At 73.4% G+C, this 12,346-nt stretch carries 7 protein-coding genes, 1 tRNA gene and 1 pseudogene; 2 read left to right on the top strand and 7 right to left on the bottom strand.

Features of this window, described 5'->3' with window-relative positions:
* Window positions 1-114 precede the first annotated feature (114 nt).
* The 5 genes from ACYVJ0_RS09135 to ACYVJ0_RS09115 all read right to left on the bottom strand — a co-directional run bounded on the left by ACYVJ0_RS09135 (window position 115) and on the right by ACYVJ0_RS09115 (window position 5,851).
* Complete coding sequence (locus ACYVJ0_RS09135) at window positions 115-915, bottom strand: carbon-nitrogen hydrolase family protein (RefSeq protein WP_460817401.1); 801 nt, start codon at window positions 913-915, stop codon at window positions 115-117.
* Entirely contained in the window at window positions 912-1,409 is a 498-nt protein-coding gene (locus ACYVJ0_RS09130) for a DUF6328 family protein (protein ID WP_449853356.1), read from the bottom strand. The genes ACYVJ0_RS09135 and ACYVJ0_RS09130 overlap by 4 nt, the downstream gene beginning before the upstream one ends.
* 98 nt (window positions 1,410-1,507) lie before the next feature.
* Window positions 1,508-1,581 (bottom strand) — tRNA-Met (locus ACYVJ0_RS09125).
* Window positions 1,582-1,730: 149 nt separating this feature from the next.
* Entirely contained in the window at window positions 1,731-4,631 is a 2,901-nt protein-coding gene (locus ACYVJ0_RS09120; RefSeq protein WP_460817399.1) for a UPF0182 family membrane protein, read from the bottom strand.
* Between the two features lie 83 nt (window positions 4,632-4,714).
* Window positions 4,715-5,851, bottom strand: a complete 1,137-nt coding sequence (locus ACYVJ0_RS09115; protein ID WP_460817397.1) for a YlbL family protein — start codon at window positions 5,849-5,851, stop codon at window positions 4,715-4,717.
* Window positions 5,852-6,052: 201 nt separating this feature from the next.
* On the opposite strand from ACYVJ0_RS09115, the gene ACYVJ0_RS09110 reads away from it, so the two are divergent.
* Window positions 6,053-7,558, top strand: a complete 1,506-nt coding sequence (locus ACYVJ0_RS09110) for a zinc-dependent metalloprotease (protein ID WP_460817410.1) — start codon at window positions 6,053-6,055, stop codon at window positions 7,556-7,558.
* 860 nt (window positions 7,559-8,418) lie between these two features.
* Here the strand turns inward: ACYVJ0_RS09110 and ACYVJ0_RS09105 are convergent.
* Both ACYVJ0_RS09105 and nudC read right to left on the bottom strand, forming a co-directional pair.
* Window positions 8,419-10,107 carry an ATP-dependent helicase gene (locus ACYVJ0_RS09105; protein ID WP_460817408.1) on the bottom strand — a complete coding sequence of 563 codons (1,689 nt, stop codon included), beginning with the start codon at window positions 10,105-10,107 and terminating at the stop codon, window positions 8,419-8,421.
* Window positions 10,108-10,151: 44 nt separating this feature from the next.
* Window positions 10,152-11,048 (bottom strand): NAD(+) diphosphatase, encoded by an 897-nt coding sequence (gene nudC / locus ACYVJ0_RS09100; protein ID WP_460817395.1) that lies wholly within the window; start codon window positions 11,046-11,048, stop codon window positions 10,152-10,154.
* Here nudC and ACYVJ0_RS09095 point away from each other — a divergent pair.
* A pseudogene (locus ACYVJ0_RS09095) lies at window positions 11,020-11,964 on the top strand (phosphotransferase); the annotation flags it as partial. The gene nudC and the pseudogene ACYVJ0_RS09095 overlap by 29 nt on opposite strands.
* Between the last annotated feature and the right edge of the window lie 382 nt (window positions 11,965-12,346).

Raw genomic sequence — 12,346 nt, 5'->3', positions numbered from 1 at the left:
CCCGGTGACAACACCCCCCGGATCATCAAAGACAGGGGGCAGCAATCATGCCGGGCCCGGCAGGCCGTCACCGCCTAGCATCCTCCGCCAGACGGTCACGAAGAAAGTAACGGGTCAGCGCGGCTCGACGCGGTAGCGGCGCAGCTCGAGGGCCGGGTTGACCCGGCGGGTGCGGACGATCGCCTCGGGGTCCAGCCACGCCATCGCCAGCCCGGGCTCGGCCCCGAGGCCGGCGAGCGTCACGCCCTGCGGATCGAGCAAGGCCGAGCGGCCGACGCCGATCGGGGCCGGATGGTCGGCCGCGACCACGAAGATCGTGTTCTCGATCGCGCGCGCCGCGAGCAGCGTCGTCCAGTGGTGCTCCTTGAGCGGGCCGCGCACCCACTCCGCCGGCACGAGCAGCACATCGGCGCCCGCGTCGACGATCGTGCGCGAGATCTCCGGGAAGCGCAGGTCGTAGCAGGTCATGAGCCCGAAGGTCAGGCCGTCGATCGCGAACGTCTGCGGCTCGTGCGGCGCGCCGGGCTCCACCCACTCCGACTCGCGCTGCCCGAACGCGTCGTACAGGTGCTGCTTGCGGTACAGCGCCACGACGCCGGAGCCGTCCACGGCCACGGCGGTGTTGCGCACCCGGCCGTCGCCGGCCTGCTCGATGAGCCCCGCCACGAGCGTCATGCCGAGCTCGCCCGCCAGCGCCGCCAGCCGCGCCGTGAAGGGCCCGTCGACCGGCTCGGCGTGGCGCGCGAGGGTCGGATCCATCGGGTTCACGAAGTAGCTCGAGTACTCGGGGAACAGCGCCACGCGCGCACCGCGCTCCCGCGCCTCGCGCGCGAGCCGCTCGATCTCGGCGAGGTTGGCCGCCTTGTCGGCGCCGGGCGCGAACTGGCCCGCCGCCACGCCCACCGATCCGCTCATGACTCCCCTCCCGTCCGGCGCGCCCGCAGCAGCAGCGGCGCGACGAACCACAGCACCACGACGAACGCGGCCAGCACCGATCCGGCGATCCAGGCGGCGGTGTCGCCGAGGACCACCTCGAACACGAATCCCACGACGCCCACGAGCAGCGCCGAGACGATGAGCAGGGCCGTCAGCAGCGCCGCGTGCCCGTAGGAGACCACGGTGCGCTTCATGCCGCCGCGGAAGGCGATGCGGTGCAGCGCCACCGGCGCGAGGGCGATGACGGCGCTCAGGCCCGCCAGCACGATGAGCACGAGGTAGAACACGCGCTGCCCGGGGTTCAGCTCGGCGAACGCCGGCTGGAACGCCAGAGCGAGCAGGAAGCCCGTGAGGATCTGCGTGCCGGTCTGCAGCACGCGCAGCTCCTGCAGCGCCTCGATCCAGTTGCGGTCATCGCGCTCCGCGGGCGTCTCGTTGCGGTGCGGCGCGCTCTGCTCGGCCGGGCTGGACATGCGCCCATCCTCGCACGCGAAGGCCCACGGCGGCCCCGCGCGGGCCGCCGCCAGGCAAAGCAGAAGGCCCGGATCCAAGCGGATCCGGGCCTTCTTTGTTGCGGGGGCAGGATTTGAACCTGCGGCCTCCGGGTTATGAGCCCGGCGAGCTACCGAACTGCTCCACCCCGCGGCACAAGAGACAAGCCTAGCACGGGTTTTCGGAGTGCGCCAATCGGGCCCGATCCCCCACCCGGTGAGACAGCAACTGCGCGCCGAGACGGTGGTCAGAAGCCACTGTCTCGGCGCGCAGATGCTGTTTCGCGGAGGGTCGGACGAGGGTTATTCCTCGGTGCCCTCCGGGGCCGCCTCGAGGTCGAACAGGCGCTGCAGGGCGTCCATGAGGCGCTCGTCGGCCTCGGCATACGCGACCATGTCGCCCTCCTCCAGCGCGGCGTTCTTCGCCTCCAGTGCCTCCGCGGCGTCCGCGAGGGCGGCCTCGCGGGCCTCCGCCTCGGTCGGGTCGGCCGTGCCGCCCTGATCGGGATCCGTCGCGCCCTCGGTCGGATCGACGGGATCGATGTCCTCGTCGCCCGTCTCGGATCCGGAGTCTCCCCCGAATATCGCGTCCAGCGCTTCGGCCAGGGTGTTCTCGAAGGCGATCTCGTCGCCGAACGCCACGAACACCTTCTGCAGGCGCGGGAACGACGTGCCGGTCTTCGACTGCACGTACACCGGCTCCACGTACAGGAAGCCGCCGCCGACCGGGAGGGTCAGCAGGTTCCCGAGCACGAGCTCCGAGTCGCCGATCTGCAGCTGGTTGCGCTCGTCGGCGCTGGCCGGGTCGGCGTTGAAGTTGTTCTGCATCTGGCCGGGTCCGGCCACGGTCGTGTCGCTCGAGACCTCGAGGAGCCGCAGCTCGCCGTAGCCCTCGCGCTTCGCGCCCGGCTCGGAGCCGGCATCCGCGTCGACGGAGAGATAGCCGAGCAGCACGTTGCGGCTGTTCTCGCCCGTCCCCGGCGGGATGAACGACGTGAACAGCGAGTACGACGGCTCGTCCTGATCCGGCATCCGCATCGTCAGGTAGTACGGCGGCTGCTTGACCGCGTCGTCCTGAGGATCGGCGGGCGTGGCCCAGATGTTGTCGCGGTTGTAGAAGCTGGCCGCGTCCTCCACGTGGTAGGTGCCGAGCATGGCGCGCTGCACCTTGAACAGGTCGGTCGGGTAGCGCACGTGGCTCATGAGCTCGCTGCTCATCGCGTCGAGCGGCTCCACCGTGGCGGGGTACACCTTCTGCCACGCCTGGAGGACCGGGTCCTCCTCCTCCCACGCGTAGAGCGTGACCGATCCGTCGTACGCGTCGACGGTCGCCTTGACCGAGTTGCGGATGTAGTTGATCTCGTCGATCAGCAGCTGCGGCTGGGGCACGTTCGAGTCGCTGATGGCGTCCGACAGGCTCATGGTCGACGAGTACGGGTACGAGGCGCTCGTCGTGTACGCGTCGACGATCCACACGACGCGGCCGTCGACGACGCTCGGGTACGGGTCGCTGTCGATCGTGAGGTACGGCGCCGCCTTCTGCACGCGCGTGGCGGGATCGCGGTCGTAGAGGATCTGCGACTCCTCGTTCACGTACTGCGAGAGGAAGATCTCCTCCGACTGGAACTTCAGCGCGTAGACGATCTTGTTCAGCAGATTGCCGACGCTCGGCCCGCCGTCCCCCTCGAACGTCGTGCGGGTCTGGTTCGACTCGTCCCCGCGCGCGTAGTCGAGCTCGCGCGGCTCCGCGCCCTCCGGCGCGCCCACGATCGAGTACTCGGGCGAGCTCTCGCCGAAGTAGATGCGCGGCTCGTACTCCATCTCGCTGAACACGCCCGTCGACGGGATGCCGTTCTCGAGGAAGACGGGACCGCCGTCGGCCGTGCGCTCGTTGCCCTTCATGGCCACGAGCCCGTAGCCGTGGGTGTAGACCGTGGCGATGTTCTCCCACGTCTGGCTCTCGAGCTGACCCTGGTTCAGCTCGCGGACCGCCACGACGGTGTCCTGGGACTCGCCGTCGATCTCGTAGCGGTCCACATCGAGGTTGGGCTGGAAGGAGTAGTACGGGAAGCGCTGCTCGAGCTGGCGCACCGTGGGGCTCACGACATTCGGATCCATCAGGCGCAGCGAGGCGGTCGTCTCCGCGTCGTCGCGCAGCTGGCCGGCCTCGGTCGTCGTCTCGGCCCGGTACTCCGTCGTGCTGATGTCGTCGATGCCGTAGGCCTCGCGCGTCATGTCGACGTTGCGCTGGTAGTACTCGCGCTCCATCGACAGCTGGTTCGGCTGCACCTGGATGGTGTTGACCACCCACGGGTAGCCGACGCTCACCACGAGCGCGGTGACCAGCAGCAGCGCCGTGCCGGCCAGCGGCAGGCGCCAGCGGCCGATGATCGCGGTGACGATGAAGAGGGCGGCCACGACGATCGCGGCGATGGAGAGGATCGTCAGACCGGGGATCTGCGCGTTCACGCCCGTGTAGCCGGGACCGGTGATGCGGTCGTTCGGCGCCACGAGGGTGTTGAAGCGGTCGAGGAACAGGCTCACGGCCTGGAGCAGGATGTAGACCGCGGCCGTGACCGCGATCTGGATGCGCGCCGGCTTCGAGATGCGCAGCTCGCCCTGGCCGATGCGGACGGAGCCGTACAGGTACGACACGATCGCCGTCATCACGAAGCTGAGCAGCACGGCGGCGGAGGCGAACGCCACCACGCCGGTGTAGAACGGCATGGCGAACATGTAGAAGCCCGTGTCGATGCCGAACTCGGGGTCGACCTCGCCCGTCGACACGCCGTTGAGCCACAGCGCCGCCGACTCCCACTGCGCCGAGGCGGCGAAGAAGCCGAAGAACACGGGGATGCCCCACATCGCGAGGCGACGCAGCGGCTCGACGACCTCCTGGTAGCGGTCCAGCTGCGAGCTGAGGCGCGCGTACACGGGCCGCATCCGGTAGGCGAGGAAGATCGACGCCCAGATCGGCGCGGCCATGCCGACGAAGCCGATCACGAACATCAGCGCCCGCCCCGTCCACTGCGTCAGCAGCACGGAGTCGAATCCCAGCTGCTCGTACCAGAGGAAGTCGGCGTAGAGCGTCGCGAAGACGAAGAACGCTCCGACGAGCGCGGCGATCACGACGAGCGAGATCGTCACCACGCGTCGGAAGGGACTGGGAGCTGTGGCCGGCGTCGGCGCTGAGGTCGAGGTCACCCTGTCATCCTAGGCGGGCCGAAACGGCCGGGGGCACGAGCCGGGCACCCCGACGCGGATACGGGGGATTCCCCCAGGGCGGATCAGCCGGCGGTGCAGGACGGAAGCCCGTCCGCGTCGCCGTCCGCGATCGCCTCGACCGCGTCGACGGCCTCGTCGAGCGTCGCGATCGACACGACGGTCAGCCCGTCCGGCTCGTGCCCCACGACCTGGTCGCAGTTGTCGCGCGGGGCGAGGAACCACTCGGCGCCCGCGGCGCGCGCACCGTGCAGCTTCTGGCGGATGCCGCCGATCGGCCCGACCTCGCCCGCGCCGTCGATCGTCCCGGTGCCCGCGATGTCCTCGCCGCCCGTGGCTTCCCCCGGCGTCAGCACGTCGATGATCCCCAGCGCGAACATCGTGCCGGCGCTCGGGCCGCCCACGTTGTCGAGCTGGATGTGCACGTCGACGGGGAAGTCGTCGTAGTCGGTCGTCAGACTCACGCCGATCGCCCATGCCTCCGCGCCGTCGATGACCGCCCGGGTCGGCGTGATCTCGGCCGCGCCCGGCTCGTCGTCGCGCAGGTAGCCGATCTCGATCGGCTCGCCCTCGCTCGCCTGGATCAGCTCGCGCAGCCGGGTGACGTCGGTCACGTCCTCGCCGTCGGCGGTCGTGATCACGTCGCCCTCGCGCAGCGCGCCGCGCGCGGGCGATTCGTCGGTGAGCGAGACGACCTGGATGCGGGAGCCGATGTCGTAGCCGAGCTGGCGCAGCGCGGCCGCCGTGGCGTCGGCCTGGGAGTCGACCATGAGCATGGCGTTCTGCTCGGTGCGCTGCTCGCTCGTCGTGCCCTGCGGGAAGACCGAGTCGAGCGGCACGACGGCCTTCGACGGGTCGAGCCAGGCCGCGGCGAGCTGGATCCAGCGGGGCGTCCACTCGCGGTTGCCGACGACCTGCACGGTGGTGAGGTCGAGGCTGCCGCCGGTCTCGTAGGTCTCGGCGCCGTCCACCTCGATGAGCGGCACGTCCTCGCCCTCGGCATTCTGCGCCGTGCCGATCGTGTTGTAGACCGGCCCCGGCTGCTGGATCACGTACGCCGACGGCATCAGGGTCAGCGCGAAGAGCACGACGAGCGCGATCGCGAGCGACACGGCTCCGATCGCGGTGCGTCGCGGCATCCGCCTGAGTGCCGACAGCGGGGTGGGTCGGGGCTGCTCCCCCGGCTCGTCGAACAGGCTCACGCGCGTGCCATCTCCCTGTGGTTCGTGGCCGTTCGCGCCGGGCGTAAGGCGGATGATCCGCCCGACGTGCCGGGCGACGACGGCGCGACTAGCGTAGAACGCATACCTTCTGGCCGGCTGATACGGCGCACACGAGAGGCGGCTGACGTGTCCCAGGACGATCCCCGACCGGATGACGACCTGCCCGAGTTCCTGCGGCGGATGTTCGAGGGAATGCCCGGCGGCCTTCCCGGCGGCTCCCTCGATCCCGAGCAGCTGCGGCGGCTCTCGGAGGCGATGGGCGACGGCGCGGGCGGCATGCCGTTCGACCCCGCCATGCTGCAGCAGATGATGCAGCAGATGCAGCGCGCGTTCGCCTCGGCGGGCGACGGCATCTCGTGGGACGCGACGAGGCGCAGCGCGCTGCACATCGCGAACCAGGACGGCAGGGGCGTGACCGACGGGCAGCGCACCGACCTGGACCAGGCCTTCGCGCTCGCGAACCTGTGGCTCGGCGAGGCGACGGCGATCTCGGAGCTCACGGAGACCCCGCACGCCATCACCCGCGGCGACTGGGTGGAGCTCACGCTGCCCGTGTGGCAGGAGCTCGCCGAGCCCGTGGCCACGAGCATCGCCGACGCACTCATCGAGGCGCTGCGCACGCAGTCGCCCGAGGAGATGCGGCCCCTGCTCGAGGGTGCGGGACGGCTCATCCGCGGCATCGGCGGCCAGCTCTTCGCCGCGCAGTTCGGCCAGGTCATCGGCCGCCTCTCGCTCGAGGTGATCTCGGGCGGCGACGTGGGCGTGCCCGTCATGCCGGCCGGCAGCGCCGTGATCCTGCCGCAGAACTTCGCCGACCTGGGCCGCGGGCTCGAGATCCCCGACGACCAGCTCGCGATCTACGTCGCGGCGCGCGAGCTCGCGCACGCCCGCCTGTTCCGCCACGCCAAGTGGCTGCGCCTGCAGGTGATCGCGCAGGTGACCGAGTACGCCCGCGGCGTGGACATCGACGTGGAGCGGCTCGAGGAGCTCGCCTCGCGCTTCGACCCGCAGGACCCCGGCGAGCTGCGCGACGCGCTGCAGAGCGGCGCGCTGCTGCCGCAGCAGTCCGAGGCGCAGCGCCTCGCGCTCACCCGGCTCGAGAACCTGCTCGCCCTCATCGAGGGGTGGGTGGACGTCGTCACGGCCGACGCGACGAGCCGCATGCCCGATCTGGAGCGGATCGCGGAGACGATCCGCCGGCGCCGCGCGGCCGGCGGTCCGGCCGAGGACGCGCTCGCCGCGCTCGTCGGCCTGCAGCTGCGCCCGCGCCGCCTGCGCGAGGCCGCCGCCATGTGGCGCGCCGTCACCGAGGCGGTCGGCGTCTCGGCGCGCGACGCGCTGTGGGACTACCCCGACCTCATGCCGCAGGCGGAGGACATCGACGACCCGTCGGGGCTCATCGCGCGGCTCGAGGCGAAGGCGCGCGGCGACGAGCCGGAGCCCGACGAGATGGACGCCGCGCTCGCGCAGCTGCTGGCCGACGCCGAGCGCGGCGAACCGGGATCGGCGGAGCCGCGGGCAGAGGGCTCGGGCGACCGGGGCTCGGGTGACGACGGCTCGCGTAACGAGGGCTCGGGCGACGGCGGCTCGGGTGACGGGGGCTCGGGTGACGACGGCTCGGGTGACGGTGGCGACCGCGGCCAGGGGCCCGACGGCGAGGGGCCCGAGGGGCCGCGCGCGGTCTGAGGTGCGAACCGCGGGCCGGCGCGGACGCGCGCGGCGCGCGGCTCGCTCCCAGGCGCACGGATCGGGGCCGTCCGCGATCCGCTCTGTGGATAACGCCCCGCGGGCCCCGTGACGGCGACAGAATCGCGGCATGACCCCGCTGCGACTCGATCCGGCTCACGTGCCCCTCTGGCGCGACGCGTCGACGCTGCAGCTCGGCCGCGAGGGCACCGTGGTGCTGCGCGACCCGGCCCCGTGGCAGGAGCGCATCGTGGCCGAGCTCGAGCGCGGCACCGAGCGCGCCCACCTCGAGCGCCTGGCCGCGGCCCTGCGCGTGCCGCGGGAGGCGCTCGACGCCCTGCTCGACCGCCTCTCGCCCGTGCTGCGCCGCTCGGGCGACCCGCGGCGCGTGGCCGTGATCGCGGCCGACCGCTTCCCGGAGCGCGCCGTGGGCGACGTGCTCGACGGCCTCGAGGGCAGCGGCTGGGAGCCGTCGTGGGTGGCTCCGGGCGAGCCGCCCGTCGCGGTGCGGGACGGCCGGATCGAGCCGATCCCGGTCGTCCTGCTGGCCGCGCACGCGGTCGCGCCGCACCAGTGGGCGCCGCTGCAGCGCGCCGACGCGCCGCACCTGCCGCTCGTCTTCGCGGGCGGCAGGGCCGACGTCGGCCCCCTCGTCGTGCCGGGCCGCACCGCCTGCCTCGGCTGCCTCGCCGCGCACGAACGCGACCGCGACCCCGCGTGGCCGGCGCTCGTCACCCAGCTCGTCGCCCGCCGCCCGCCCGACGTCGCGCTGCCGCTGGCGATCGAGGCGGCCGCGCTCGCCGCACGTCTGCTCGACGAGCCCGTGTCGGATGCGGCCGAGGACGGCCGGTCCCGCTCCGTCAGGATCGACGCGGGGCTGCGGCGGCTGTGGCGCTCGCATCGACCGCACGCAGGATGCCTGTGCCGCCTTCTGCCCAGCGAGGCCCCGCGATCTCGGTCAGGAAGCGCGACGGCTGGCGCGCCACCCGTCCCGAACCCCGCGACCACGACAGCGACAGCGTTCGCGCGGCCCGCGTGATGCCGACGTACGCCAGGCGCCGCTCCTCGTCGATCTGCTCGATCCCGGTCGCGTACGAGATCGGCAGCAGCCCCTCCGAGAGGCCCGCGAGGTGCACGTGCGGCCACTCCAGGCCCTTGGCGGCGTGGATCGTCGCGAGCGTGACGGTGCGCAGCGACGGCTCGTGGTGGTCCTTGGCCCGCGCGAGCAGCCCGTCGGCGAAGGTGCGCAGCGTCGTGCCGGGGCGTGCCTCCTCGGCCAGGCGCACGACCGCCTGGCGGGCCTCCCACGCGTTGCGGAGGGAGCCGCCGGCCGCCGGCGGCTCGTCGGAGTGCCCCAGGCTGCGCAGCACATCGCGCACGGTGTCGACGAAGTCGTCGTGCTGCTGCGGGGCGACCGCGGCGCCGCGCAGCGCGAGCACCGCCTGACGCACCTCGGGCAGGTCGAAGAACCGGGTGCCGCCGAGCACCGTCGTGGCGATGCCACGGGCCGCGAGCGCCTGCTGCAGCACGCCGGACTGGGCGTGCGAGCGGTACAGCACGGCGATCTCGTCGGGCCGCGCCCGCTGCAGCTGCCGCTCGATGGCGGCCGCGACGCCCGCCGCCTCCGCCGTCTCGTCCGCGTAGGCCGTCACCGTCGGCGTGGGCGAGAGCGACTCGTCGCGCGCGGGCACGAGCGTGAGGGCCCCCGGCCGGCCGCGCATGAGCGCGTTGGCCGCGTCGATGACCGAGCGGTCCGAGCGGTAGTTCCGCTCCAGTCGCACGACGGTGGCCCCCGGGTGGCGCCGCTCGAAGTCGAGGAGGAAGCGGGCATCGGCACCGGCGAAGGAGTAGATCGTCTGGCTCGCGTCGCCCACGACGCACAGGTCGCGGCGCTCGCCCAGCCACAGCTCGAGCAGCCGGTTCTGCAGCGGCGAGACGTCCTGGTACTCGTCGACCGTGAAGTGCCGGTACTGCTCGCGCACCGCTGCGGCCACGCGGGGCTCCGCCTCGAGCATGCCGGCGCACGCCAGCAGCACGTCCTCGAAGTCGAGCTGGCGGCGCTCGTCCTTCAGCGCCTCGTACGAGCGCATCAGCGCGACGAGCGCGTCGGGACCGATCGATCCGACCCGGCGCTCCAGCCGCGCGTACTGATCGATCGAGCGCATCGTGATCTTGCGCCACTCGATCTGCGAGGCCACGTCGCGCAGGGTGGCGGTGTCGGGCTTCAGCCCCACGCCGTCGGCCGCGTGGGCGAGCAGCCGCACCTTGTTGTCGATGATCTTCGGCGCCACGTCGCCGGCCACGGTGGGCCAGAAGAAGTTCAGCTGCGCCAGCGCGGCCGAGTGGAACGTGCGCGCCGCGACGCCGTCGACGCCGAGCGCGCGCAGGCGGCCGCGCAGCTCGCCCGCGGCCTTCGTCGTGAAGGTGAGGGCCATCACGCGCGGGGGCGAGTACTCCCCCGTCTCCACGCCGTACGCGATGCGATGCGTGATGACGCGGGTCTTGCCGGCGCCGGCGCCGGCGAGCACGGCCACCGGCCCCCGGAGCATCTCGGCGGCCTCGCGCTGGCGCTCGTCGAGCGCGTCGAGGGCGCTCACGCCGCGCTCCCGGCGCGCTCGACCCACTCTCGGATCAGGCGGTGCGCGATCGAGACGCGGCCGGGGAGCCCCACGCCGCGGCCCGCGAGCCCCTCGCGGATCTCGTCTCGCGTGAACCAGCGCACGTTCACGATCTCGCTGCCGTCGGCGCGGGCCTCGCCGTCCGCGACCGCGCGGGCGTGGAAGCCGAGCATGAGCGAGCGCGGGTACGGCCAGCCCTGGGATCCCGCGTAGCGCACGTCGCGCAGGCGCACGCCGGCCTCCTCCGCGATCTCGCGGTGGATCGCCGATTCGAGCGATTCGCCCGCCTCCACGAAGCCCGCGAAGCACGAGTGCATGCGCCCGCCCCACGCCGCATTGGCGCCCAGCAGCAGCCGCTGCCCGTCCTCGCTCTCGACCGCCACGATCACGGCGGGGTCGGTGCGCGGGAACAGCTCGCGGCCGCAGCCCGTGCAGCGCCGCGCCCACCCGGCCAGCGTCACCGGCGCGGGCGAGCCGCAGGCGGGGCAGAAGCCCTCGCCGAGGAACCGCCCGAGGCTCACCCCCACGACGAAGGCCTCGGACTCCGCGGCCGGCAGCTCCGCCCCGACCTCGCGCAGCGGGGCCCACCCGGCCGGCGCCGCCACGGGTTCCCCCTCGCCGTGCCACGCGGCCAGCAGCACGGGCGCGCCGCGCTCGTCCCGGCCGAGGAAGGCCCACTCGGCGCCGGCGGCGACCTCGTCGGGCGCCGCCCAGCCCAGCGCGGGCGCGTCGCCCTCGGCGCGCGGCGCCGCGTCCCCGCGCACGACGAGCACGCGCGCGTCGGCGTCGCCGCGCAGCTCCTCGAGGAGCCCCGGGCGATCGCGTTCCGCGGCGCTGCGCTCGATGGCTCCGGAGGGGGCGGGGCGGGGCATGCGGGACCTCTCTCGCGTCACGGGCGTGCTTGGATTCCTCGCCTGCTGTGCGACGGCCATCCATTATCGCCACACGCCCGGGGCGCCGTGCGCGGTGGCGTGCTCGCGGGCGTGGCGCGGGTGGCGGGCGCTCCGCCCGCATACCCTGAAACGCATGGCACGCTCTCCCTTCACTCTAGCGGCGGCGGTCACGGCGGCCGTGCCCGGCGCCGAGGTCGTCGCGACCCGGCCGCTGACGGCGGAAGGGGCGGGGCGATACGACGCCGCCGTCGCCACGCTGGCCGACGGCAGAGAGGTCGTCATCCGCACCCCCGTCGACGAATCGGCCGAGAGCGAGCTGGCCGCCGAGGCCGTCGCGCTGCGGGCGCTCACCCCCGGCGTGCGCGAGCTGCTGCCGGTGTCGGTGCCGGAGTACCTCGGATCGGCCGTGCTGCGGCAGGGCCGCGCCACCGCCATGACGATGCTGCCCGGCTACCAGATCGAGGCCGCCGAGATCCCGCCGGGCGAGGGCGCCGCGACGTCCATCGGCCGCACGATCGCCGCGATCCACGCCCTGCCGCCGTCGGTGGTCCGCTCGGCGGGGCTTCCCGAGCGCTCGCCCGAGGAGTCGCGCGCCGACGTCTCGCGCGTGATCGACGCCGCCGCGGCCAGCGGCCGGGTGCCGGTGCGCCTCACGGTGCGCTGGCGCACGGCGGCCGACGACGACAGGCTGTGGGCCTTCGAGTCGGCGGTCGGCCTGGGCGGCACGCAGGCGACGTCGTTCCTGTTCGGAGACGACGAGCGCGACGCGCCCGTCGTGACCGGCGTGCTCGACTGGCACGGCCTGTCGATCGACGACCCCGCCATCGACCTGCAGTGGGTGGCGTCGGCGCCCGATGCCGCGCCGCACGTGTTCTCGGCCTACGGAGCCGCGGCCCACCGCGCGCCCGACGACGCGCTCGAGGTGCGCGCCCGCCTGCACGCCGAGCTCGAGTTCGCCCGCTGGCTCCTGCACGGCCTCGAGACGCACCGCTCCGACGTCGTGGACGACGCCGCGGGGCTGCTGGAATCCCTCGCCGACGGCGTGCGCGACAACAACCTGCTCGCGGGCCTGCGCCGCGACGGCGAGACCGGCATGGACGACGCCATCGCGGTGCTGGGCCGCGTGCCCGAGAGCGCCGAGCGCGCCGCGGGAGCGGGCGGCACCGCCATGGAGACCGACGCGTACGACCCCGCCGAGCTGTCGCTCACGGGCGATCTGTCGTGGGACGATCCGGACGGCGGTGCGGCGGACCCGAGTGCGGATGCGCGGGATGCCC

It is taken from the genome of Microbacterium petrolearium (assembly GCF_054782875.1).
This window is presented reverse-complemented; position numbering and strand designations above follow the sequence as displayed.